The organism is Tianweitania populi (assembly GCF_014652875.1).
Taxonomy (GTDB): Bacteria; Pseudomonadota; Alphaproteobacteria; order Rhizobiales; family Rhizobiaceae; genus Tianweitania; species Tianweitania populi.
In genome coordinates, this window is sequence record NZ_BMZQ01000002.1 from 287,535 (window position 1) to 312,178 (window position 24,644).

General features: G+C 61.0%; 22 protein-coding genes. 13 read left to right on the forward strand and 9 right to left on the reverse strand.

Translation table 11 applies throughout. The features are described from left to right. The first annotated feature begins 12 nt into the window (after nt 1-12). The 4 genes from IE166_RS10725 to IE166_RS10740 all read left to right on the forward strand — a co-directional run bounded on the left by IE166_RS10725 (nt 13) and on the right by IE166_RS10740 (nt 3,691). Nucleotides 13-531 (forward strand): DUF4142 domain-containing protein, encoded by a 519-nt coding sequence (locus tag IE166_RS10725; protein WP_189503692.1) that lies wholly within the window; start codon nt 13-15, stop codon nt 529-531. A gap of 176 nt (nt 532-707) precedes the next feature. After that, nucleotides 708-1,724, forward strand: a complete 1,017-nt coding sequence (locus IE166_RS10730; protein WP_189503694.1) for a sensor domain-containing diguanylate cyclase — start codon at nt 708-710, stop codon at nt 1,722-1,724. Nucleotides 1,725-1,847: 123 nt separating this feature from the next. Then, the gene (locus IE166_RS10735; protein WP_189503696.1) at nt 1,848-2,711 is read left to right on the forward strand and encodes a VOC family protein; all 864 of its coding nucleotides are present in this window, start codon (nt 1,848-1,850) and stop codon (nt 2,709-2,711) included. 2 nt (nt 2,712-2,713) lie between these two features. Beyond that, complete coding sequence (locus tag IE166_RS10740; RefSeq protein ID WP_189503698.1) at nt 2,714-3,691, forward strand: glutathione S-transferase family protein; 978 nt, start codon at nt 2,714-2,716, stop codon at nt 3,689-3,691. A 69-nt stretch (nt 3,692-3,760) separates the two neighbouring features. On the opposite strand, the gene IE166_RS10745 is transcribed toward IE166_RS10740, so the two are convergent. Beyond that, nucleotides 3,761-7,363: an autotransporter domain-containing protein gene (locus tag IE166_RS10745; RefSeq protein ID WP_244641442.1), complete on the reverse strand. Its 3,603-nt coding sequence runs from the start codon at nt 7,361-7,363 to the stop codon at nt 3,761-3,763. Between the two features lie 164 nt (nt 7,364-7,527). Here IE166_RS10745 and IE166_RS10750 point away from each other — a divergent pair, with 164 nt between their 5' ends. Next, a complete protein-coding gene (locus tag IE166_RS10750; protein WP_210312961.1) occupies nt 7,528-8,334 on the forward strand; it encodes a DeoR/GlpR family DNA-binding transcription regulator in 807 nt (268 codons plus the stop codon). Between the two features lie 4 nt (nt 8,335-8,338). On the opposite strand, the gene IE166_RS10755 is transcribed toward IE166_RS10750, so the two are convergent. From IE166_RS10755 to cyoA, 7 genes are read right to left on the reverse strand one after another with little or no spacing between them, the layout of a single operon-like run. Then, nucleotides 8,339-8,872 (reverse strand): response regulator transcription factor, encoded by a 534-nt coding sequence (locus tag IE166_RS10755; protein WP_189503699.1) that lies wholly within the window; start codon nt 8,870-8,872, stop codon nt 8,339-8,341. Further along, the gene (locus tag IE166_RS10760; protein ID WP_189503701.1) at nt 8,862-10,208 is read right to left on the reverse strand and encodes an ATP-binding protein; all 1,347 of its coding nucleotides are present in this window, start codon (nt 10,206-10,208) and stop codon (nt 8,862-8,864) included. Before IE166_RS10760 ends, IE166_RS10755 begins: the two co-directional genes overlap by 11 nt. After that, nucleotides 10,208-10,912 carry an SURF1 family protein gene (locus IE166_RS10765; protein WP_189505846.1) on the reverse strand — a complete coding sequence of 235 codons (705 nt, stop codon included), beginning with the start codon at nt 10,910-10,912 and terminating at the stop codon, nt 10,208-10,210. Before IE166_RS10765 ends, IE166_RS10760 begins: the two co-directional genes overlap by 1 nt. A gap of 34 nt (nt 10,913-10,946) precedes the next feature. Then, nucleotides 10,947-11,423, reverse strand: a complete 477-nt coding sequence (cyoD, locus tag IE166_RS10770; protein WP_189503702.1) for a cytochrome o ubiquinol oxidase subunit IV — start codon at nt 11,421-11,423, stop codon at nt 10,947-10,949. After that, nucleotides 11,420-12,064 carry a cytochrome o ubiquinol oxidase subunit III gene (gene cyoC, locus IE166_RS10775; protein ID WP_189503704.1) on the reverse strand — a complete coding sequence of 215 codons (645 nt, stop codon included), beginning with the start codon at nt 12,062-12,064 and terminating at the stop codon, nt 11,420-11,422. The genes cyoD and cyoC overlap by 4 nt, the downstream gene beginning before the upstream one ends. Before the next feature lie 2 nt (nt 12,065-12,066). Continuing rightward, entirely contained in the window at nt 12,067-14,076 is a 2,010-nt protein-coding gene (cyoB, locus tag IE166_RS10780) for a cytochrome o ubiquinol oxidase subunit I (protein WP_189503705.1), read from the reverse strand. Between the two features lie 7 nt (nt 14,077-14,083). Further along, nucleotides 14,084-15,268, reverse strand: a complete 1,185-nt coding sequence (gene cyoA / locus IE166_RS10785) for a ubiquinol oxidase subunit II (RefSeq protein ID WP_189505848.1) — start codon at nt 15,266-15,268, stop codon at nt 14,084-14,086. 174 nt (nt 15,269-15,442) lie between these two features. On the opposite strand from cyoA, the gene IE166_RS10790 reads away from it, so the two are divergent. Continuing rightward, the gene (locus IE166_RS10790) at nt 15,443-16,747 is read left to right on the forward strand and encodes an MFS transporter (RefSeq protein WP_189505850.1); all 1,305 of its coding nucleotides are present in this window, start codon (nt 15,443-15,445) and stop codon (nt 16,745-16,747) included. 278 nt (nt 16,748-17,025) lie between these two features. Further along, nucleotides 17,026-17,541, forward strand: coding sequence for a MucR family transcriptional regulator (locus IE166_RS10795; RefSeq protein WP_189503707.1), 516 nt, complete (start codon nt 17,026-17,028; stop codon nt 17,539-17,541). 73 nt (nt 17,542-17,614) lie between these two features. On the opposite strand, the gene IE166_RS10800 is transcribed toward IE166_RS10795, so the two are convergent. Then, on the reverse strand, nt 17,615-18,139 hold the full coding sequence (locus tag IE166_RS10800) for a hypothetical protein (RefSeq protein WP_189503709.1): 525 nt from the start codon (nt 18,137-18,139) through the stop codon (nt 17,615-17,617). A gap of 246 nt (nt 18,140-18,385) precedes the next feature. Between IE166_RS10800 and IE166_RS10805 the strand changes: the two genes are divergently transcribed. From IE166_RS10805 to IE166_RS10830, 6 genes are all read left to right on the forward strand, one after another. After that, a complete protein-coding gene (locus IE166_RS10805) occupies nt 18,386-19,981 on the forward strand; it encodes an ABC transporter substrate-binding protein (RefSeq protein ID WP_189503712.1) in 1,596 nt (531 codons plus the stop codon). Nucleotides 19,982-20,085: 104 nt separating this feature from the next. Further along, nucleotides 20,086-21,090 carry an ABC transporter permease subunit gene (locus IE166_RS10810; protein WP_189503714.1) on the forward strand — a complete coding sequence of 335 codons (1,005 nt, stop codon included), beginning with the start codon at nt 20,086-20,088 and terminating at the stop codon, nt 21,088-21,090. Nucleotides 21,091-21,100: 10 nt separating this feature from the next. Next, on the forward strand, nt 21,101-22,009 hold the full coding sequence (locus IE166_RS10815) for an ABC transporter permease subunit (protein ID WP_189503716.1): 909 nt from the start codon (nt 21,101-21,103) through the stop codon (nt 22,007-22,009). 1 nt (nt 22,010) lies between these two features. Beyond that, entirely contained in the window at nt 22,011-22,538 is a 528-nt protein-coding gene (locus IE166_RS10820) for a hypothetical protein (RefSeq protein WP_189503718.1), read from the forward strand. Nucleotides 22,539-22,744: 206 nt separating this feature from the next. Continuing rightward, nucleotides 22,745-23,620 carry an ABC transporter ATP-binding protein gene (locus IE166_RS10825; protein WP_189503720.1) on the forward strand — a complete coding sequence of 292 codons (876 nt, stop codon included), beginning with the start codon at nt 22,745-22,747 and terminating at the stop codon, nt 23,618-23,620. Continuing rightward, nucleotides 23,617-24,447, forward strand: a complete 831-nt coding sequence (locus tag IE166_RS10830; RefSeq protein WP_189503722.1) for a dipeptide ABC transporter ATP-binding protein — start codon at nt 23,617-23,619, stop codon at nt 24,445-24,447. Before IE166_RS10825 ends, IE166_RS10830 begins: the two co-directional genes overlap by 4 nt. Nucleotides 24,448-24,644: the final 197 nt, after the last annotated feature.

Here is a 24,644-nt window from a genome sequence, read left to right on the forward strand (position 1 = left end):
GGAACCAGACCCATGAAACAGGTCCTCAGTGCCGTTGCCATCAGCCTTCTTCTCGCCTCCTCCGCGATGGCGCAGGAAAAGGCCGGCGATCCAGACATGGCCGCTGCGGCGATGAAGGTGGAAACGCCGAAATTCGTCGAGATGGTCGCCAGCTCGAACATGTTGGAGATCGAGTCCAGCAAGCTTGCCGAAAAGAAGTCCAAGGATGAAGACATCCAGGCCTTCGCCAAGCATATGATCAAGGATCACACCAAGGCTGGCGAAGATCTGAAGGCGACGGGACAGACCCCGCCAATAAAGTATGCTCCCAAGCATGCCGCGATGATGAAGCTGTTGGAAAATGCCGAAGGCAAGGACTTCGACGCGCTTTACATCGACATGCAGACGCAGGCGCATATGGAAGCCGTGATGCTGTTCCGCACCTATGCAGGTTCGGGTGACGACGAGAAAGTCGTCGCCTTTGCAAAGAACACTTTGCCCGCACTCGAGATGCACATGGATCACATCAAGAAGATCGTCGCCAAGAAGTAAGTGTGTGACATCAATGAACGGCCCGCACATCAAGCGCGGGCCGCTTTGTTCTTGAGACTGAAAAGCTTGAATATCGACTGTTTCGGCAACGACTTCTTAGGTCGTTCGCGCCGACACTGCTCCCCGCAAGATCTGCCGGGACTTGATTTATGCCGCATCCTTCAACGCAAATGCGTATGCCGCGCCTCGATGGCGGAACCGTCGATGAGCATCTGCGTCTGGCGGCCCTGCAAAGCTACGACATTCTCGACACGCCGCGCGAAGAAGCCTTCGACCGGGTGGTGCGGCTGGTGCGCAACATCTTCGATGTGCCGATCGCCTTTATCTCGATGATTGCGGCCGACCGGCAATGGACGAAAGCCTGCATCGGCCTGCCCGACAACAATCTTGACCGCAAGGTCACCTTCTGCCGCCTGGTGCTGCAAAGCGGCGAGCCAGTCGTCATTCCCGACCTCAGCGAAGATGACAGGCTGAAGGACAATCCGTTTGTGACCGGTCCGGCGCATATGCGCTTTTATGCCGGCATCCCCTTGCGCACGCTCGAAGGCTTTACCCTCGGCACGCTTTGCGCGATCGACAACAAGCCGCGATCGTTCACGCCAACCAACCTTGAGGTGCTGACCGACCTGGCCGCCATCGTCATGCACGAGCTCGAACTGCGCCGTACGGCCGAAGTCGATGTGCTCACCAAGGTCCTGACGCGGCGCGCCTTCAACGGCCAGGCCAAGCAGGTGCTGGCGCTGATGGACCGACAGGAGCGCCCCTCCTCCATCATCATGCTCGATATCGACCGCTTCAAATCGATCAACGACACTTATGGCCACGCTACGGGCGACCGCGTTCTGTCCGAAGTTGCCGGTATCTGCCAGGCGCAGATCCGCTCCACCGACCTGATCGGCCGGCTCGGCGGCGAGGAGTTCGCCATTCTCCTGCCCGGCAGCGAAGGGAAAGACGCTCTGCGGATCGCCGAGAAGATCCGCAAAGCGATTGCCGCGGCCAGGATCGACGTTGGCAATGTGGCGCTGTCGGCGACGTCCAGCTTCGGCATTGCGACGGTGGAGACAGAGGCGAAAGACCTGAATGCCCTGCTCGGCCTTGCCGACGCCGGCCTATACATGGCCAAATCGCGTGGGCGCAATTGCGTGGTCAATCTTCAGGCCGAGATGAAGATGGACCAGCAGAAACAAGCCTGATCGTTCTTCTTTATCGAACGATCAATCGCCGAACCGTGACCTAGCGTGAACGATATGGCGTAGGCATCTTAGGATCATGCAGCGGCAACACAGCCGCGCCCTGCAATGGGAGCAAGATCCTCGATGCCGACCCCTGTCACCTCATCTTCCACGCCGCTGCGGATCGGTAAGGTCACGCTGACGGTGAACGATCTCGCAGGAGTCAGCGCCTTTTACCAGAAGGTGTTGGGTCTTGCCCTCTTGGACCAAACGGATGGCGTCGCGCGGCTCGGCGCGGGAAGCAGCGTCTTTCTGGAGTTGGTGGGTGATGCCTCAGTGCCCCGCTCGTCGGCGCGCGAGGCCGGTCTGTTTCACACCGCCTTCCTGCTTCCGACCCGCGCCGATCTCGGCAGCTGGATTGACTATCTCGCCCACAACCGCTTCTCCATCCAGGGCGCATCCGACCATGCGGTGAGCGAAGCGCTTTATCTGGCGGACCCGGAAGGCAACGGTATCGAAGTCTATGCCGACCGCTCCTCTTCGGAATGGCCTTATCCCGATGGCAAGCTCGGCATGACCACGGAGCGGCTCGATATCGACAACCTGCGAGCTGCGGCGGCCGGTCTGGAGTGGCAGGGCGCGCCGGCGGGATCGACCGTCGGGCACGTGCATCTGCAGGTCGGCGCCACGCCTGACGCCGATGCCTTCTATGCCGATGCGCTCGGCCTCGATATCACCGCGCGCTATCCCGGCGCGAGCTTCTACAGCTCGGGCGGCTATCATCACCACTTCGCCGGCAACATCTGGAACAGTCGCAATGCTGGCAAACGTGTGCCCGGTTCTACCGGCCTGCGCGAGGTCGAACTGCTGGCCGCCGATCCCGCGAGTTACAATAAGACGACTGCCCGGCTCGAAGCAGCGGGCATCGCAGTCCACCAGCAAACGAGCGGCATCCGGTTTGAAGATCCGTGGGGCACAGCGCTCAGCCTCAGCCAGAAGGAAATCTGATCATGCTGGTTGACGGCAAGTGGACGGAAGACTGGCAGCCGGTTCAGGCCAAGGATGCCAAAGGCGGCTTCGTTCGCCAAACATCGAGCTTCCGGAACTGGGTGACGCCCGATGGCAGTGCTGGCCCCACCGGCGAGGGCGGCTTCAAGGCGGAAGCCGGTCGATACCATCTTTACGTCGCGCTGATCTGCCCTTGGGCCTCGCGCACGCTGATCGGCCGCAGACTGAAGGGGCTGGAAGATGCGATCTCATTGTCGATCGTGGAGCCGGTGCTGACCGACCAAGGCTGGCGCTTCGGCTCCTACCCCGGCGCGACCGGGGATGCGGTCAACGGCGTCACCTATATGCACGAGCTTTATACGCGCGCCGACCCGCATTTCACTGGCCGCGCCACCGTGCCAGTGTTGTGGGACAAGCAGCGCGGCACGATCGTCAACAACGAGTCCGCCGACATCCTGCGCATGCTCAACAGCGGCTTCGGCGATCTGGCGGATGACACCTTCGAGTTCTACCCCGAAGCCTTGCGTGAGGAGATCGATGCGCTGAACGCTGAGATCTATCCCAAGCTGAACAATGGCGTTTACCGCGCCGGCTTTGCCACTACGCAGATTGCTTATGAAGAAGCGTTCAACGATGTGTTCGCCACGTTGGAAACGCTGGAAGGCCGGCTAAGTGACGGCCGGCGCTTCCTGGTTGGCGAGTCGTTGACGGAAGCCGATATCCGCTTGTTCGTGACGCTGGTGCGGTTCGATGCCGCTTATTACGGGCTGTTCAAGACGAACCTCAAGCGCATTGCCGATTATCCGCATCTGTCTGGTTATCTCGATACCATGCTGGCGGTGCCTGGTATTCGCGAGACAGTCGATATCGACCACATCAAGCAAGGCTATTACTCGATCAAGGCGCTGAACCCCAACGGTATCGTGCCGGTCGGTCCGGATCTGCCGGGATTGGACCCGGTAGAGCCTGCGGCCGCTTGATCCGCCTTCAAGCGAAAGGCCCGCGCCGTTTCCGACGCGGGCCTTCTTTGTTGGTGCGGCTCAGTTTGATCAGAAGTTCAGGCTGAACCTGGCCTTGACGGCGTTCTGGGTGAAGTCTGAGCCGAACTGGCCGCCATATTGCACACCGAGCGTGGCGTTCTCGCTCAGGGTAAAGTCGATGCCGGCTTCAACCAGAGCGGTGTCTTCCGCAACCGCTGCACCCGTGACATCGAACGCGCCGCCGCCGGCGAAGGCGACATTGGTGTTGGGCGTCGTGTCGCCATAAGCGTGCTGCCAGCCGATCAGACCGCGAGCCTGTGCGACCACGCTGCCGAGGTTGAACGGAGCCGAAGCCCGCAGACCCAGCGTGGTGAGGGTCGTGTCCATCGAGTCTTCGCCGATCGACAGAGCTGCCGCCCCGCCGCGTTCGCTAAAGCCGTCCGTGTTCAGGCTGACATAAGCCAGGTTGGCGAAGGGCTCGAGTGCGGCTTGACCGACATCGAAGCGATGCGACAACTCACCAAAGGCCTGGAACGTGCCGGCATCATAGTCGCCCAACAAACGGTCGCTGAAGCCGGGGAAGGCAACCGAGCGGCTGGTTTCCACGGAATGCCAGCTGTAGCCGATGCCGGCGCGGAACGCTGTCTTGTTCCACTCGCCGCCGCCGTAAACGCCGAGATGGTAGTTGTCGCTGTCGGCCGACGAGCGGAGAGCATCCACGTCGAAGGAGGAGCGGCTGTAACCTGCCATCAGGCCCAGGCGCCAGGTTTCAGACAGCGCACCGTCGAAGCCCGTGAAGAAGCCGCCGGTGGACTGTTCGAGTTCAGCCGTTTCGCTGGTGGATTTGGTTGTGCTCCACACGCCGAAGGCCTGGGTCCAGAGAGCCGGACCGGAAGGGCCAGCCGGCTGAACGGCTTGGGCGCCGTCCGCATAGGACATCACCGGCATGTCAACCGACCCCGAACCGGCAAAGGCAGCGCGGATGCGCTCATTGGCAGCGTTGCGCAAAGAGGCGCTGTCATTGATCAGCGCCGTCTTGGTGGAGGCGTGGATTTCGCCCGAAAGCGCATCGAATGAGGCACGCGCGGCCTCTTCGCCATCCTGCCATACAACCGCATCATAGAGCGAATTGCCACCGCCGAGGGCTTCCACTGCAGTCGCCACCGCACGCTGGTTGGCGGTTTCGCCGACAGTCGGGAAGGCCACGTCGTTGCGTTGGACGTCGAGCGTCACGCGCGTCGGATCATAGGTGAAGCCGAGATCGATGAAGGGCAGGTTCTGGTTGAGCGCTGCAAAGCGCCCGTCCACACCGCCAGCCGCCGTCAGGATCTCATAGGACCGACCCGGCGTATAGGTGCCCGGCGCCTTTTGAACGAAGACGTTGGCGCCGTCGATCTGCGCGAAACCGGCAGCACTAATGCGGTCGCCGGCGCCCGACGGGTCGATCTCGACCTGGTAAGTCGAACCGGCCTGCAGGGTGAGATCGCCGGCAACGTTGAGCGTGCCGATGGAATTACCCGGTGCAACGCTTGCACCGGAAGCGACGGTGAGGCCGCCGAGTGTGCCGCTGCCGGCAAGGATCGCACCGTTGGACACTGCGACATTGCCCACAATGGACGCGCCGGCATGATTGGCATCGCCGACGATCAGGCCACCGTTCTGCACCGTGGTGCCGCCGGTGTAAGTGTTGACGCCGTTGAGCGTGAGCCAGCCTGCGCCTGATTTGGTCAAGCTGCCCGCGCCTTCGATGCTGCCATCGAAGCGGGTGTTGATCGACTGGTCGAGGGTGAGCGAGGCATCGCCCAAGGCAACCGTGCCGCCCAGACCCGACAGGGAGGCTGCCGTCAGATCGAAACCGTTGAGGTCGAGCTGACCGCCATTCACCGCATAGTGCATGCTGTTGGACAGAGCGCCTGCAACGCCGGCACGCAGGGTGCCGGCTTCCACCATCGTGCCGCCGAGATAGCTGTTGGCGGCATCGAGCGTCAAAGCACCGGCGCCGCGCTTGGTCAAACTGCCCTGCCCACTGATCGCTTGGCTCACCGACACGTCATTGCCGGCATCCGCCACGTCGATAATGCCCGCAGCGTCGAGCTTCACTTCGCGGTCGAGGCTGGTCATCGTCGTGCCGACAACGCGCAGACGGCCATTGGCCAGCCGCAGATCGGCATCGACGCCGCCGAGTGCGGCATCTTCATCCACGATCAGCGTGCCGCCATCGGTGACCAGCGTTTCGCCGATGAAGGAATGGTCGTCGATGCAGTAGTCCTGGACGGCTTTCGCGAACCGCGCATCCGTGCCGGCGCAATCCAGCAGCGTCTTCTTCTCGTCCAGCGTCAGGTCGGCGAGGATCGGATTGCCGTTCTCATCCGCGATCTGGCCGAGATAAACGTCCTTGCGCATGTTGTTGCGCGTAAGGAAGAACTCCTTGTTGCGGCCGTTGAAGTCGTAGGCGCCTTCACCCCAAACCAGGCGGGTCTTGGCGGTGGCGCCGGATGCGTAGGTTTCAAGCTTGGGGCCGATCCAACGGAATTCATGCGCGACGGCGTCGTGGTCGGATACGGGGCGAGCTGGATCCTCGTTGGAGTAAAGATCACGCAAGGTGCCGAGTGACTTGTCGGCCGGATCATCGGCAATGACGTACCACTTGCCGAATGGACGGGACGCCAGGAAGTGGTCGATCTTCACGCGATCCCAGCTTGGCCACACGCTTCCGGTTGCATCCTCACCTTTCGATGGCCAGGTCACGCTGCCATCATTCAAAGTATGGGGAGAAAAGGGTTCGCGTTGAGAGTCGGTCTGAAGAAGCATGAACTGCTTTTTAAGGACGTTCATTGTCACCGGCGTATTGCTAGCGACCGGGTAGGTTTCTGGCGTGAGGCCGATGTCCTTGCCCTGATTGTAAGCGCCTTCCAGCGCGTTCGCCCATTGCTTCCAGGTCAGCTTATTGATGTCCTGACCCGGGAAAGCATCTTGAATGACCCGAAGCGATTGCGCCCGGTTGCCGGCATCCAGATATTGGTTGGACAGTGATGCGTACAATGAATTGCCGTCGGCGCTCTTCATCGTGCGCAGTTGTTGCACGACCCGATGCAGCCCGCGTTCTGAAACATCACCGGCATTGAAGTCGCCTGATACGATCAACGGCGCAGCGACCTGCTTGGCCCAGGCATTGAGCGCCTTCGCTTCAAGCAGCCTTTTAGCCGAACCATCAGAGTAATCCATGTGGATGCTGCCGATGGTGGTTTGCGGACGCGAGCCGGAGGCGTCGATCGTGGCAAACGGCACATTCTTGCCCTGGCTATCAAAGCCCTGAGCCTGGAAGTGGTCGATCGTACCCGGAAGGCGCGTCAGGATGGCCGCGCTGCCGTCGCGTCGACCCAGATATGTCCCACGGCCGGCATCCCTGAGGATTTCCGGAATGCGCGTCATGTAGGAATCCTTGGCCTCTTGGAACATGATGGCGTCGTAGTTGCCGTCGACGATGAAGCCGGCCATCGGCGTCGGATCTTTTTCGAACTTGTTCCAGATGTTCAGGTTGAGCAGGCGGATCGTGTCGCCCTTTGGTGCTTCCTGCGCCAGCGCCCCCGCGCCGAACGCCAGCAGCATCGCGCCGGCTGTTGTTGCCTTGAGTGCCACAAGCGTGCGGCCCCTCGCCCTTGTGTTAGCCATGATGTAGAACCCCCGAGTGATGTAGAAAAACCAGCAGCGAAAATGTTGGTTTTCGGACATTAGCGGGGATGTATGTCAGTTACGCTACAGCCGATCTCACCTATGGTAAATCACGCCTTGATGTTCGCAGGGATGCTCGCGCCGGCTGAGTGGACGTCGGAGCCATGACGATCCCAGAGGCAGGCATGGAAGCGGCGAACAAGAAAGAGCGGCGGCAGGCTTCGTTGCTGCGGGAGATCGAGCAGCGGCATTACGTTTCGATCGAGGAGATCACCCGGCGCTATTCTGTCACGACGCAGACGGCGCGGCGCGATATCATGGCGCTGGAAGAACAGGGCAAGGTGCGGCGCCTGCATGGCGGCGTGGCGCTTGCTGTTCCGCTCGATCCGGGAACCTACCGGCAGCGGCGCACCGACCAAGCGGCGGAGAAGACACGGATTGCCGCGGTTGTCGCGAGCCTCATCCCCGATGGCGCGACGCTGTTCCTCGATACCGGCACGACCTGCGAGGCAATTGCCCGGGCATTGGTGACCAAGGAACGATTGCGGATCGTCACCTATAGTCTGCGCGTCGCTTCCCTGATCAGCGAGCATTCCGACTTCACACTGGCCATTCCCGGGGGCTTCGTGCGGCCGATTGATGGCGGCGTTTCGGGCGAAGACACGGCCGATTTCATCAGGCGCTTCAAGTTCGATTATGCCGTGCTTTCGGTGAGTGGCATTGATGATGACGGCGATCTTTGTGACGATGACCACACGGAAGTCGCGATCGTGTCGGCCGCGATGAAGCAGGCGACGCAGTGCGTTCTGGCAGTCGACAACAGCAAGTTCGGCAAGGGCGCTTTGGTGCGGCTTGGCTCCATGCGTGACGTCGATTTACTCGTCACGGATCGCGCGCCGCCGCCTTCCCTGGCTGAGCGCTTGCCCGACTTTGGCGTCGCTCTGCACCTGCCGCAGAAGGCGAGTGCCTGAGCCGTCAGGTCACGCGGCGCTTTTCCAGCTTCCGCGCCAACGTGCGGCGGTGCATGCCGAGGCGGCGGGCAGTTTCGGAAATGTTGAAGCCGGTATCCACGAGGGTTTCGTGAATGCGTTCCCATTCCAGGTTCTTCAGCGAGGTCGGACGTTCGGTGAGCGGCACGGCGGTGTCGCCATCGACGCGGCCGAAGGCTTCCTCGATGTCGTCGGTGTTGGCGGGCTTGGCGAGATAGTGCCGTGCACCGAGCTTGATGGCTTCAACCGCCGTTGCGATGCTCGCAAAGCCGGTGAGAACGACGATGCGGGTGTCAGTGTCGTGCTCGTGCAGGGCCTGCACGCATTCGAGGCCGGAGCCGCCGACGAGCTTGAGATCGACGACGGCATAAGCCGGCGCGAAGTCGGTCAGCAGATCGCGCAGAGCGGGCACGGAATCGCATAGCCGCACCGTATAGCCGCGCCGCTCGAAGGAGCGCTTCAAGGCGCGCGCGAAGCTGGCATCGTCTTCCACGATCACGAGCGAGCGGTCAGTGGCCATTGCCGCTCCCCTTTACCGACAAGGAGGACAGAGGCAGTTCCAGCGTGACACTGGCGCCGCCTTCCGGGCGATTGCGTGCCGATACGGTGCCACTGAGCTTGCGCACGACATTGACCACGAGAAACAGGCCCAGACCGCCGCCGGGACGCCCCTTGCTGGAGCGGTAGGGACGGCCGATCTCGGCCAGCATTTCCTGCGAGAAGCCCTTGCCCACATCGGTGACGGTGAGCTGCAGATTGTCCCCCTGGCGCATCGTTACGACCTTCATCCAGCTGGGCGATTCTTCATGCGCGTTGTCGAGCACGTTGAAGATGACCTGCTTCAAGGACAGGTCGGACACGATCGCTGCGTCGGGCGTAAAGCCGTTCTGGAATACCAGATGACGCGGCGAGCGGCTGGCGCGCCATTCGGCAACGAGATCGTCAAAGAAGCCGGTGACGGTGGTACGCACCATCCCTTCGCCTCGAGCCTCGCCGGACGACATCAGGATACCGGAAACGATGGCCTTGCAGCGGGCAAGCTGACCCTGCATTTCAGTGATTTCTTCTGTGAGTTCCGGCTCCTTGCTGAACAACGGCATGCGCTTCCAGTCGTTCAGGATCACCGACAAAGTGGCGAGCGGCGTGCCGAGTTCGTGCGCGGCACCCGAGGCCAGCAGGCCCATGCGGACGATGTGATGCTCTTCCGCCGATTGCTGGCGCAGATCGGCCAAGCGGGCGTCACGCGCGCGCAAATTGCTGCTGGCGCGGATCAGGAACAGGACGACGAGCCCGGCGGTCAATACGAAGCAGAAGAACATGCCCTGGATATGCAGCTGCAGCAGGCCGCCTTCGTGGAGATGCGGCAGGGCCAGCGGCTGGAAGAACAGCGACAGAAGGATGAAGCAAAGCGCCGTCAGCGCCACCAGCGCCCAGCTCGACCACGGCTGCAGCAGCACAGCGCCGAGCGTGACCTGCAAGAGATAGAGCGAGATGAAGGGGTTGGTCGCGCCGCCACTGAGATAAAGCTGCGCGGTCAGCGTCGCGACATCGAGCAGAAGCTGGATGAAAAGTTCAGTGTTGGTCAGCGCCGATTGGCTGCGGGCGCGCAGCAGGCTGAACACGTTGAGCGCCACGAGCGCCATAAGGATCAGCGCCATCGGCAGGAAGGGCAGATCGACGCCCAGCCCGAAGCCTACGAACAGGATGGTGATGATCTGTCCGCACACCGCCAGCCAACGCAGCTGCACCAGCAAAAGAAGGTTGTTCTTGTTTGTGGCGTCGTGGCTCAGCGTCGGGCTCCAGGCGGGGCGGAGACGATCGTACCACAGGTTGTGTTGCCGTTCCGATCCCCGCATCAAGCTGAACGCGCCCGGCGCGCGCGTTGTTCGTCTCGCACGAGATAAAAAGCGGCCACCAGCATCAAAAGTGCCAAACCGAACCAGGTCAGCGCATAAACGAGATGGGTGTTGTTGAAGCGCAGCACGGTCAGTCCGCCGACCGGCGCATCCGGTAACAGCACGGCTTGTGCGTCCACGAAGAAGGGAGCGGCGTTGTCGAAGCCGCGCGCTTGTGCGATTGCCGCGACATCGCGCGAAAACCAGCGATTGCCAGTGGGATCGTTGCTGCGCAGGAAGCCGCCACCGGGCTCGCTGATGCGCAGCAGGCCGGTGACGGTCGTTTCAACGGCGATCTGGCCTTGCGGACGGGAGGACGGATCGCGCTTGTTTGGCGGCACGAAGCCGCGATTGACAAGGACGGTGGTCGATTCATTGGTCTGGAAGGGCGTCAGCACCCAGAAACCGCCGCCGCGTTCGGTCACCGCCTGCACCAGCGTTTCGCGGTCGTTCAGGTAGCGGCCGGTTAGAGAGACGCGCCGGTATTCATCGTCACCCGCATTGATCCCCGGCCATTCAGCTGGGCCCGGTGCGGGCACGGGTCCGGCATGAACCCGCGCTTCCACGCGCTCGATCAGGTCGAGCTTCCATGCGCGGCGCTCGATCTGCCAGACGCCCAACGCGCAGAAGCCGGCGAACAGGAGAGCAGCCAGGCCAAGCAGCAGGCCGACTACCCATGGCCGGCGTGCGGGTCGCTCCTCATTGGCCCTGCTGGTCAGGACTTCCCCCTGGTGCCGGGTTCGAGGTCTGCGGACCCTGCCCGTCCATTTCCATGCCCGGCATCATGTTGGTATTGAGATGGTACATGACCCAAAGCGAGCCGGCGAGCACGATCACCACGATGATGAGCGTGAAGAACAGCGCCATCAGGCTCCAGCCAGCTTCCGACTTCGCGTTCATGTGAAGGAAGAAAATCATATGAACGACGATCTGCACCACGGCTGCGGCCATGACGATGAAGATCGTCCAGTTCTTGTCGAGCGTGCCGTGCATGACGAGCCAGAACGGAATGGCGGTCAGGATGACGGACAGCACGAAGCCCGTGATGTAGCTCGTATAGCTGCCATGGTTCTGGCCTTCGTCGTGAAGGTCCTCGGCATTGTCCTGCGCGTGCTTCTCAGCCGTCTTGGTCTGGCTGCCGGCGCCATGCGTGGCGGTGTGGGCGTGCTGGCTCAACGGAGCATCCCCATCAGGTAAACGAAGGTGAAGACGCCGATCCAGATGACGTCGAGGAAGTGCCAGAACATCGACAGGCACATGAGCCGGCGACGATTGGCAGGGATAAGGCCGTGCATGTTGACCTGCACCATCAGCGTCACCAACCAGATGATGCCGAAGGTGACATGCAGGCCGTGCGTGCCGACCAGCGTGAAGAAGGCCGACAGGAACGCACTGCGCTGCGGCGTCGCGCCGATCTCGATCAGATGGTGGAACTCGTAGAGCTCGATGCCGAGGAAGCACAGGCCGAACACGCCGGTGATCGCCAGCCAAAGCTGCGTGGCGCGCACATTGCCCTTGTCCATCTGGAGCATGGCAAAGCCATAAGTGATAGACGAGAACAGCAGCATCGCCGTGTTGACCGCGACGAGTTCGAGCTCGAACAGGTCCTGCGGGCCAGGGCCGGCCGCATAGCTCGTGCCGAGCACGCCATAAATGGCGAACAGGATCGCGAAGATGAGGCAATCGCTCATCAGGTAGACCCAGAAGCCGAGCGCCGTACTCGAGCCTTCGGCGTGTTCGTGCTCGTCCTCGAGGTAGAAGACGACTTCGTCGGAGTTCGTGGCCGCGTGGTCGGCCGTATTCACTGCGCTTGCCATGGTCAGTGTCCCGCCACTGTTGCCAGCAGCTTGCTGCGCGAGGCTTCCGTCGCGGCGACCGTTTCCGCAGGGATATGGAAGTCCCGGTGATAGTTGAAGGTGTGCGCGATCGCCACCGCCAGGATGGCGATAAAGGAAAGCGCAGCCAGCCACCACATGTACCAGATCAGGCCGAAGGCGAGTGCGACGCTGAGCGCTGCAATGAACACGCCCGTGCCGGTGCTGCTCGGCATGTGGATGGCGCGGTAGCCTTCTAGCGGACGCTTGTAGCCACGCTTCTTCATGTCGGCGAAGGCGTCATTGTCGTGGATCACCGGCGTGAAGGCGAAGTTGTAATCCGGCGGTGGCGATGCTGTCGCCCATTCCAGAGTGCGACCGTTCCAAGGATCACCGGTCGTGTCGCGAAGCTTGTCGCGGCGCATCACGCTGACGGCAATCTGGATCAGGAAACAGGCGATGCCGCAGGCGACGAGGAAGGCGCCGAAGGCCGCGATCTGGAACCAGATCTGCAAGGACGGATCCTCGAACACGCGCAGGCGACGCGTCACGCCCATGAAGCCGAGCACGTAAAGCGGTGTGAAGGCGACCCAGAAGCCGACAACCCAGAACCAGAAGGACAGCGTGCCCCAGAACGTGTCGAGCTTGAAGCCGAACGCCTTCGGGAACCAGTAGTTGATGCCGGCAAACAGGCCGAACAGCACGCCGCCGATGATGACGTTGTGAAAATGCGCCACCAGGAACAGCGAGTTGTGCAGCACGAAGTCGGCCGGCGGGATCGCCAGCATCACGCCCGTCATGCCGCCGATCACGAAGGTCAGCATGAAGGCGACCGTCCACATCATCGGCAGTTCGAAGCGAATGCGGCCGCGATACATCGTGAACAGCCAGTTGAAGATCTTCGCACCCGTCGGGATCGAGATGATCATCGTGGTGATGCCGAAGAAGGAGTTGACGCTGGCGCCCGAACCCATCGTGAAGAAGTGGTGCAGCCACACGAGGTAGGACAGGATGGTGATCACCACCGTCGCGTAAACCATGGACGTGTAGCCGAACAGGCGCTTGCCAGAGAAGGTCGAGACCACTTCGGAGAAGATACCGAAGGCCGGCAGCACGAGGATGTAGACTTCCGGGTGGCCCCAGATCCAGATCAGATTCACGTACATCATCGGGTTGCCGCCGAAGTCGTTCGTGAAGAAGTTGGTGCCGACATAGCGGTCGAGGCTGAGCAGGACGAGCACGGCCGTCAGAACCGGGAAGGTCGCCACGATCAGCACGTTGGTGCAGAGCGAGGTCCAGGTGAAGACCGGGATCTTCATCATGGTCATGCCGGGTGCGCGCATCTTTACGATGGTGACAAGCAGGTTGATGCCCGACAGGGTGGTGCCCACGCCCGCGACCTGCAGGCCCCAGATATAATAGTCGACGCCGACACCGGGGCTGTACTGGATGCCCGAGAGCGGCGGGTAAGCCAGCCAGCCGGTTTGCGCGAACTCGCCGACGAACAGCGAGATCATGATGATGATCGCGCCGGCTGCCGTCATCCAGAACGAGAAGTTGTTCAGGAAGGGGAAGGACACGTCGCGCGCGCCGATCTGCAGCGGCACGACGAAGTTCATCAGGCCGGTGACCAGCGGCATGGCCACGAAGAAGATCATGATCACGCCGTGGGCGGTAAATATCTGATCGTAGTGATGCGCGTTGAGGTAGCCTTCGGAACCGTTGAAGGCGAGAGCCTGCTGCAGGCGCATCATGATCGCATCGGCAAAGCCGCGCAGAAGCATGACGATGCCAAGCACCATATACATGATGCCGATCTTCTTGTGGTCGACCGAGGTGAACCATTCGCGCCACAGGAAACCCCAAAGGCGGTAGCGATGCAGTGCGTAGATGAGGCCGAGGCCGCCCAGCGCCACCACGATGAAGGTGACGATCAGGATCGGTTCGTGGATCGGGAACGACTCGAAAGTGAGCCGGCCGAAGATGGCAGTCAGGAGAGGAGATGATTCAGGCATGATGGCTTCAGCTGTTCGACGGCCGCAAGGAGCCGAATGTCTGTGAAAGCGACGGGTTGACCGAGCCGGTGCCGGGCCGCGGCAGGCTCATTCCGCGCAGCGGCGTGCGGTCGACGATGGAGGCCGGCTTGGAGGGATCGGCCTGGCCGGCCGCGAGCGCTTCCTCGATGGTGCAGATATTGGCGACGAAGGTCGGTTCCGAGCCAAAGATCGAGCCGCGACGCGCATCCTTGTCGTAGGTCAGCGGCAAGAGGTTGTTGAGACCGGCCAGGCCGGTGCCGCCCTTGGCATCGATCATGGCCATTTCGCTCATGCACATCTTGCCGGGCTCGACGCAGAAGTTGCGGATGGCATTGAACAGGAGTGGATCGACGGTGGCGAAATACTGCACCGGCACGTTTTCGCTCGGGCGCTCCAGCTCAAGATAGTCCGGGCGCTGCAACGAACCGCCTTCGGCCTTCGCCTTTGCAATCCAGCCATCGAAGCCAGCCTGGTCAAGGCCGTGGAAGCGGAAGCGCATGCCCGAGAAACCGTGGCCGCTGTAATTGGCGGAAAAACCTTCGTAATCACCGGGATTGTTGATCACGGCATGAAGCTTCGTTTCCATGCCGGGCATGGCGTAGATCATGCCGGCCAGCGCCGGGACATAGAAGGAGTTCATCACCGATGACGAGGTGATGCGGAACTGGATCGGACGATCAACTGGCGCTGCCAGTTCGTTGACGGACGCAATGCCGTATTCGGGATAGATAAAGAGCCATTTCCAGTCGAGCGCGACGACATTCACTTCCAGCGGCTTGGTATCGGCAGCCACGGGACGCGCGGCATCGATCCGGTCAAGTGGACGGTAGGGGTCGAGCAGATGCGTGCCCATCCAGGTCACCGCGCCCAGACAGATGATGATCAGCAGCGGAATGGCCCAGATCACCAGTTCGAGCTGGGTCGAGTGATCCCAATCCGGATCATAGGGCGCGTCGGTGTTGGATGCGCGATACCGCATGGCAAACACCACGGTCAGGACCATCACCGGAATGATGATGATCAGCATCAGCACCACGGAAATGATGATCAGGTCGCGTTGCTGCGCGGCGATATCACCCGATGGCGACATGACCACGAAGTTACAGCCACCCAACAGAAGAAGGGCAGGCAGGATGGCGAGGGAGATCAACCGGCGAAGAAATGGAGGCATAAGCGGCACACTTGCTTTTCTGCTCGTCACCTAGCTTTATCACGGATAGATCCACATTGGACAATTTGCCCAATGCCGAAGTGGCGCATTGCGCTGCAAAACGGCACACTTGCGAATGGGAACCGCTTGAGCGGGCCAATCGCAGCATTCTCGAAGTCTGACGGTACGAAGACCATGGTTCATCCGACTACCACTGCCGAACGTGACGCCCGGCTCATCAACGCCCGTCACGAAGATGTGAATCCCAACGACATCGCTGTTGGCGTCGTGATCGGCCGCACTTCGGAATCCTTCGACTTCTTTGTTTATGCGATCGCGTCCGTGATCGTGTTCCCGAAGCTGTTTTTCCCCTTCGTCGATCCGCTGATGGGGACGCTTTATTCCTTTGCCATTTTCGCCCTGGGCTTCATCGCTCGCCCGATCGGTACCATGATCTTCACAGTGGTTGACCGCATCTACGGTAAGGGCGTGAAGCTGACGATCGCGCTGTTCGGCCTCGGCACCTCTACCGTCGCGGTAGCCTTTATTCCCGGCTATGAGACGATCGGCGTGGCGTCCATCTGGGCTTTGACGCTGTTTCGTATCGGCCAGGGGCTGTTTCTCGCCGGAACTTGGGACGGCCTTGCCTCGCTGCTCGCCTTGAACGCGCCGGAAAAGCGCGGCGGCTGGTATGCGATGGTGCCGCAGCTCGGCGCACCGATCGGGCTTCTGGTTGCCAGCGCGCTGTTCGCCTTCTTCGTCGGCAATCTCGGGGCAGAGGACTTCTACGACTGGGGCTGGCGTTATCCCTTCTATGTCGCTTTCGCCATCAACGTCGTGGCGCTGTTTGCACGCCTGCGTATCGTGTCGACACCGGAATACACGCATCTGTTTGAAACACGCGAACTTCAGCCTTCGCCGGTATTCGACACGCTGCGCTCCCAGGGTGCGGCCATCATTCTCGGCGGCTTCGCACCTTTGGCGAGCTTTGCACTTTTCCACATGGTGACGGTGTTTCCGCTGTCTTACGTGTTTCTTTACACGGATGAAGGCCCTGCCCGCTTCCTGATCATCGAGGGCGTCGGCGCGGTGTTCGGCATCGCCTCCGTTGTTCTGTCCGGTTATCTCGCTGATCGGCTTGGCCGTCGTACGCTGCTTGCAGGCTCGGCCGTCGCTATCGCAGCCTTCAGCGGGTTCGCGCCGCAGCTTCTTGATGCCGGTCCAGCAGGTGAGACCGTCTTCATGATCACCGGCTTCATCCTGCTTGGCCTGTCGTTCGGGCAATCTTCGGGCGCGCTCGCAAGCCACTTCCAGAAAGGCTACCGCTACACCGCATCGGCTTTGACCTCGGATTTGGCCTGGCTGTTCGGCGCCGGCTTCGCACCGCTTGCCGGCCTGCTGCTTGCCGCCAATTTTGGCCTGATCGCGGCCGGCGGTTATCTTTTGTCGGGCGCCGTGGTCACACTGCTCGCGCTGTATTTCAGCCGCTGGGAAAAGTAAGACGGGATACGCCACCGCTGATTGCGGCAGCAGTTTCGCTGCCGCCGTATGACCGCACCATGAACGCTGCTTCCCGGTGGCAATCCACATGTAAGTTGCCGGCTGCAAAGAGGATCGAGGCTTGCTTTTTGCGCTGAACATCCCTTGCAAGACCCACGACGGCATCTACTTTACGTTGGGTAAAAGCGGGAACACAAACCGTTCTACTCGAAAACTCTACTTGCCTATACCTCTGTGCCCGCGTAATCCCTCCCTATTGCTATAAGGAGCTTGATTTGATGGCGAATGATGTAGAGGAACTCGACAATAGTAGTTTGGCCGAGCTTACGGCGGACATTGTTTCGGCCTATGTTTCGAAGAACGCGGTGCGGTCCAACGACCTGCCGATCCTGATCAGCGAAGTTCATGCAGCCCTTGCAGGCCTGCGCAACGAGCAGAAGGCGCCTGAGCCGGTGGAAGCGCCGAAGCCAGCCGTGCCGATCAAGAAATCGATCACTCCGGACTATCTGATCAGTCTGGAAAACGGCCAGAAATTCCGCTCGCTGAAGCGTCATTTGATGACCAGCTATGGCATGACGCCGGACGATTACCGCACCAAATGGGGTCTGCCGGCCGATTATCCGATGGTTGCGCCCAACTACGCCGCGCAGCGTTCGGAACTCGCCAAGAGCCTCGGTCTAGGCCGCAAGGCTGGTGAGGAAGCGGAGGTGCAGCCTGAGCCGGAACCCGCACCCGCCCCAAAGAAGCGCGGCCGCAAGCCGAAGGCTGCGGCTACTGAATCATCCGACGCGTGATTTAAGTATTTCTTCTATTCGATATGAATATAGCGGGCTGGACCCGCTATATTCATGTTTAGTCCCTGCCTGCTTACTGCGTGGTGGAGGGGCTTTGTGACTGACCATTCTGCAGATTGAGCTGCGCCGGGTCGCTGTTTGGCTCGTTTGGTGCCGGAATGTCTGGCGCATTCGGCTGATCGATGATGCTTTGCGGGGGCGTCACCGCCGGGGCCGGCGTCCGCTCGATCCCTTCCGTGCCAGTCGTGGCAGACGTGCCCGTCGTGCCATTCGCGTTCGGAGTGCCAGCGGTCCCGTTTGAACTGGCAGCGCCGGTCGAGCGGTTGATCTGGCTGCTGGAATTTGCGTTAGGGCTGTTTGGCGTGACCGGTGAACCGGGCGCCGGCCTCGTATTGCCAACGCCGCCACTGCTGCCGCTTCCGCTTGAGCCGCTGCCGCCGCCGATGGTGGCACCGCCGACCGATCCACCGCCGCCAACCGTGCCGCTGCCACCGATTGAGCCGCCTCCGACCTGGGCGCTTGCAACTGCGGTTGAGAAAGCGAGGGCAGACGCCGTCACGACAGTGATTTGCTTGAAAGACATCTTCTTGAAAGACATGGGTCTTTCCTTTCTTTGGGGATACAATGACCCAACGATCAAATCCTCTGCTTGTTTCCCCCTCCCCGCAAAGTGATTGGCCCATGGGGCCTGCGGCAAGATAGCTGTGCGCAGTGTTCCGGCACGCGTTTACCAACGCCTGCAAAACGAGCAATGGGGCTTTTCAAATCGATTTTCCCGCTGTTTATATGCGGGCTCGAGGGCTGCACTGGGATGCAAGCTCCAACCACTTCAGGGGAGTGCGTAATGTTGAAAAAAATGACCTTTGCGGCCGCGCTGGCGACTGCAACGATCCTAAGCGGAGCGGCGAGCGCAAAGACGTTCGTGTTCTGCTCGGAAGGATCGCCGGAAGGCTTCGATCCGGGCCTTTACACCGCCGGCACCACGTTCGATGCGGCAGCACACACGGTCTATAACCGCCTTCTCGAATTCAAGAAGGGCACGACCGAGACCGAGCCGGGCCTGGCCGAGAGCTACGAAACCTCCGCGGACGGCCTCGAATACACGTTCAAGCTGCGTTCGGGCGTCAAGTTCCAGACCACCGACTACTTCACGCCGACCCGCGATCTGAACGCCGACGACGTGATCTTCTCCTATGATCGCCAGATGAACAAGGACAACCCCTGGAACCAGTACATCGCTGGCGGTTCCTGGGAATATTTCGCCGGCATGGGCTTCCCGGATCTGATCGCTTCGATCGAGAAGGTCGACGACATGACGGTCAAGTTCAAGCTGAAGCGCAAGGAAGCGCCGTTCCTGGCCAATGTGGCGATGCCTTTCGCCTCGATCATGTCCAAGGAATATGCCGACAAGCTCGAAGCTGCCGGCACCAAGGAAAAGCTGAACCAGCAGCCGCTGGGCACCGGCCCGTTCCAGTTCGTCGCCTACCAGCAGGACGCCGCGATCCGCTACAAGGCCAATCCGGATTACTGGGGTGGCAAGCAGAAGATCGACGATCTCGTTTTCGCGATCACCACGGATGCCGCCGTTCGCTACCAGAAGCTGCAGGCCGGCGAATGCCACCTGATGCCTTATCCGAACGCTGCCGACGTGCAGGCGATGAAGTCAAACCCGGCTCTGACCGTTCAGGAGCAGGAAGGCCTCAACATCGCTTATGTCGCGTTCAACACGACGCAGGCGCCGTTCGACAAGGTTGAAGTGCGCAAGGCGCTTTCGATGGCCGTCAACAAGCAGGCGATCGTCGATGCCGTGTTCCAGGGCGCGGCAACGCCGGCCAAGAACCCGATCCCGCCGACGATGTGGTCCTATAACGACGCCGTTCAGGACGACACCTACGATCCGGAAGCCGCCAAGAAGATGCTGGAAGATGCCGGCGTCAAGGATCTGTCGATGAAGGTCTGGGCGATGCCGGTTGCACGTCCTTACATGCTGAACGCGCGGCGCGCGGCCGAGCTGATGCAGTCCGACTTCGCCAAGGTCGGCGTGAATGTCGAGATCGTGTCTTATGAATGGGCCGAATATCTTGAGCGTTCGAAGGCCAAGGACCGCGACGGCGCGGTTATCCTCGGCTGGACCGGCGACAATGGCGATCCGGACAACTTCCTCGACACCCTGCTCGGCTGTGACGCCATCGGCGGCAACAACCGCGCGCAGTGGTGCAACAAGGAGTTCGACGATCTGGTCACCAAGGCGAAGGAAAGCTCCGACCAGGCCGAGCGCACCAAGCTCTACGAACAGGCCCAGGTGATCTTCAAGAAGGAAGCACCCTGGATCACGGTCGACCACTCCCTGTCCGTCGTCCCGATGCGCAAGGAAGTCACCGGTTTCGTGCAGAGCCCGCTCGGCGACTTCGCCTTTGACGGCGTCGATCTGGCGGAATAAGCACGTCTGACTTAGAAAAGCGGGGACGGCCGGTACGCGGCCGTCCCCGCTTCGTTCATTGAAGACCGCCGGCCAGCCCGGCTTCTCGTTTTATTGGAGCCGACATGGTCCGCTTCCTGCTTGGGCGCCTTGCAGTGCTCATTCCCACATTCATCGGCGTGTCGATCATCGCCTTTTCGTTTATCCGCCTGCTTCCCGGCGATCCCGTCGCGCTGTTGTCCGGCGAACGCGTGATGTCGCCTGAGCGCCACGCGATCATTTCGGCGCAGCTCGGTTTTGACCGCCCGATCGTGGTGCAATATCTGGATTATATCTGGGGCATCCTGCGCGGCGATTTCGGCACGTCGATCGTCACCAAGCAGCCGATCCTGGAATCCTTCTTCGCGCTGTTTCCGGCAACCCTCGAACTCTCGATCTGCGCTATCCTGTTCGCGATCATCCTGGGCATTCCGGCCGGCATCTTCGCGGCGATCAAGCGCGGCTCCTTTTTCGACCAGACCATCATGGGCACCGCTCTCGTCGGCTATTCCATGCCGATCTTCTGGTGGGGCCTGCTGCTGATCATCCTGTTTTCCGGCATCCTGCAGTGGACCCCCGTTTCGGGCCGCATCTCGCTGCTGTACTTCTTCCCGCCGGTCACTGGCTTCATGCTGATCGACAGCCTGATCTCGGGTCAGGCCGGCGCTTTCAAGTCGGCGGCAAGCCACCTGATCCTGCCGACCATCGTTCTGGGCACCATTCCGCTTGCCGTGATCGCACGCCAAACGCGCTCGGCCATGCTGGAAGTGTTGTCGGAAGATTATGTCCGCACCGCCCGTGCCAAGGGCTTGTCGCCCTTACGCGTCATCGGCGTCCATGCGCTGCGCAATGCGATGATCCCCGTGATTACCACGATCGGCCTGCAGGTCGGCGTGATGCTGGCTGGCGCCATTCTCACCGAAACGATCTTCTCCTGGCCGGGCATCGGCAAGTGGATGGTCGATTCCGTGTTCCGGCGCGATTATCCCGTTATCCAGGGCGGTCTGTTGATGATCGCCGCCATCATCATGGTGGTGAATTTGATCGTGGATCTGCTCTACGGTTTGATCAATCCCCGTATCCGGCACTGAGGAAAACACCATGTCCAATGATGCCGTAACCCTGACCACGGAGCCGGTGGTGAAGCGCGACCGCCGCGCTGCCGAGTTCTGGTATTACTTCAGCGAAAACAAGGGCGCCGTTCTCGGCCTGATCGTTTTCGCCCTGCTGGTTGTCATCGCGCTGCTCGCCTCCGTCCTGGCACCGCATGCGCCCTCGGCGCAGTATCGCGACGCCATTCTCGTTCCGCCGCTGTGGTTGGAAGGCGGCCGTTCGGCCTACCCGCTCGGCACCGACGCAGTGGGTCGCGATATCCTGTCTCGCCTGATTTATGGCGCGCAGTATTCCCTGTTCATCGGCGTGGTTGTCACCACCATCGCCCTGGTTGGCGGCATCGTGATCGGCGTGATTGCCGGTTATGCGCGCGGCTGGGTCGATACCGTGATCATGCGCGTGATGGACATCATCCTGGCCTTCCCGTCCCTACTTCTCGCGCTGGTGCTGGTGGCGGTTCTCGGACCCGGCCTTACCAATGCGATGATCGCAATCGCGCTCGTGCTGCAGCCGCATTTCGTGCGTTTGACGCGAGCGGCCGTGATGGCCGAAAAGAGCAAGGACTATGTGACGGCAGCGCGCGTTGCGGGCGCCGGCCACTTCCGGCTGATGTTCAAGACCATCCTGCCGAACTGCATGGCGCCTTTGATCGTGCAGGCGACTTTGTCTTTCTCCAACGCGATCCTGGATGCGGCAGCGCTCGGCTTCCTCGGCATGGGTGCACAGCCGCCGACGCCGGAATGGGGCACGATGCTGGCCGAAGCGCGCGAGTTCATTCTGCGGGCCTGGTGGGTCGTCACCTTCCCCGGCCTTGCGATCCTCATCACGGTGCTTGCCATCAACCTCGTCGGCGACGGTTTGCGCGATGCGCTCGATCCGAAGCTGAAGCGGAGCTGAGGTGGAGGCGTGGATCGGTCCAGCCCTCCTTGCGGCAGTTATTGCCGGTCTCGTCAACGTCGCGGGTTGGTATGTGACCTATGCCCGCGAGCGACGGCTTGAATCGGAACGGCGGCGGGAAAAGGTGCGCGACTATCTGACAGCTTTAAGAGCCGAGATCCGCGCGCACAACTTCCGCTGGACGAAGGCAGAAGCTGATGAGGATTTAGTTGCGATGGAAAGAAAGTTGCAGGCGGATCCGCGGTTCACGGCCTTCGTCCCAAAAGAAGCGGAAAGCATCATTTTCCCGACAATCGCCAGGGAGCTGCATATTCTGCCGGGCGACGTCATCGACCCGGTCGTACGCTATCAAAGACAGCTGGCGTCTTTGGCCTTCATCGTGGAAGACTTGCGGTCAACGGGCTACGCCGAGCTTGCGGCGGATAGGAAACTGGCGATGTATGCGGATTATATCCATCTGCGCGTCGAGGCAGGTCATTTGGCAGAATCCACTCTCGACGCTATCAAGGCATCAAGAGTGGTGGAATAATCAATAGCTTGGGCGCGGACCGGTAGGGCCGGTAACCGGCGTAACAGGTGGCAGCGGAAGCTGGTTGGTGTTGGCCATGGCGGACCTCCTTGAAAGCTGAATATAGTTCATCTGGATGAAATTGTGAAGAAACACACATGGCCGCATTCCCGCACAAAGGTTGCAACCATGCGCCAGGGAGCGCGGCCTCGAAGAACGGTAGGATAATGCCCCTTCTCGATATCAAGAATCTGACAGTCTCGTTCGAGACTTCGACCGGACCATTTATGGCCGTCAATGGCATCGACATCACGGTCGAGCCGCGCGAAGTGCTGGCCGTGGTCGGCGAAAGCGGCTCGGGCAAGTCCGTGTCGATGCTTGCCGTCATGGGCCTTTTGCCGTCTTCGGCGACGGTGAAGGCCGACTCCATGATGTTCGATGGCCGGGACATGCTCGCAATGTCTGCGAGCGAGCGTCGCAAGATCATCGGCCGCGAGGTCGCCATGATCTTCCAGGAGCCGATGGCCAGCCTCAATCCCTGCTTCACCATCGGCTTCCAGATCGAGGAAGTGCTGCGCAAGCACTTAAGCCTCGGCAAGTCCGAGCGGCGCAAGCGCGCCATCGAACTGCTGACGCTGGTCGGCATTCCCGATCCGGCCGACCGCCTCAATTCCTATCCGCACCAGATGTCCGGCGGTCAGTGCCAGCGCGTCATGATTGCCATTGCCATTGCCTGCAATCCCAAGCTTCTGATCGCCGACGAGCCGACAACCGCACTCGACGTGACGATCCAGAAGCAGATCCTTGACCTCCTCATGAAGCTCCAGGAAGAGCACGGCATGGGGCTGATCATGATCACCCATAATATGGGTGTGGTCGCTGAAACCGCCGATCGGGTCGTCGTGCAATACAAGGGTCGGAAGATGGAAGAAGCCGATGTGCTTTCCCTCTTCGAAAACCCGCAAAGCAACTACACGAAAGCCTTGCTCGCCGCCCTCCCCGATAATGCGACCGGCGACCGTCTGCCCACGATCGGCGATTTCCAACATCAGTTCGAAGCGGCGTCTGCCGTGAAAACGCCCCCTCTGGAGGCCCCGCTATGAGCGAAATCGTTCTTCAAGCCAAAGACATCAAGCGCGACTACCATGTTCCCGGCGGGTTGTTCGCCAAGGCCAAGACCGTTCATGCGGTCAAGGGCGTTTCCTTCTCTGTGGAGCAGGGCAAGACGTTGGCGATCGTGGGCGAAAGCGGCTGCGGAAAGTCGACGCTGGCGCGCATCATCACGCTGATCGATCCGGCGACCTCCGGCGAGTTGAAGATCGATGGCCAGACGATCGACATCAACAAGGCGGCCCTGACGCCCGAACTGCGCCGCAAGGTGCAGATCGTGTTCCAGAACCCCTATGGCTCGCTCAATCCGCGCCAGAAGATCGGCGACGTGCTCGGCGAACCGCTCAAGATCAACACCAATGTCGGCGCCTCCGAGCGGCGTGACCGCGCCATGGCCATGCTGAAGAAGGTCGGCCTGTCGGAAGAGCATTACAACCGCTATCCGCACATGTTTTCGGGTGGCCAGCGCCAGCGCATCGCCATTGCCCGCGCGCTGATGCTCAATCCACGCCTGCTGGTGCTGGACGAGCCGGTGTCGGCACTCGACCTGTCAGTGCAGGCGCAGGTGCTAAACCTGCTCGCCGACCTGCAGGACGAGTTCCAACTCACTTACGTCTTCATCAGCCACGACCTCTCGGTCGTGCGCTACATCGCCGACGAGGTGATGGTGATGTATTACGGCGAGGCCGTGGAATACGGCACGCGCGACGCGGTGTTTTCCGACCCGCAGCACGATTATACCAAGACGTTGTTTGCGGCCACGCCGCGCGCGGATGTCGAAAGCATCCGCGCCCGCGTCGCCAGAAAGCGCGCTGCTTGAATATCGAAAAAGGGAGGCTTCGAGCCTCCCTTTTTGTTTCTGCCGCGATTATCGGCAAACCTTTGGTGAGGCGACGTTTTCTATTGAGCGCATGAGGTTGCGGCGGTTGTCCATGAGCGACCCTGCGGGAACCAAGCTTGATCGGGGCAGTTTCGGTCTGGAACCCCGCCCGCCCACGATCCAAGGTTCCGCCTGAT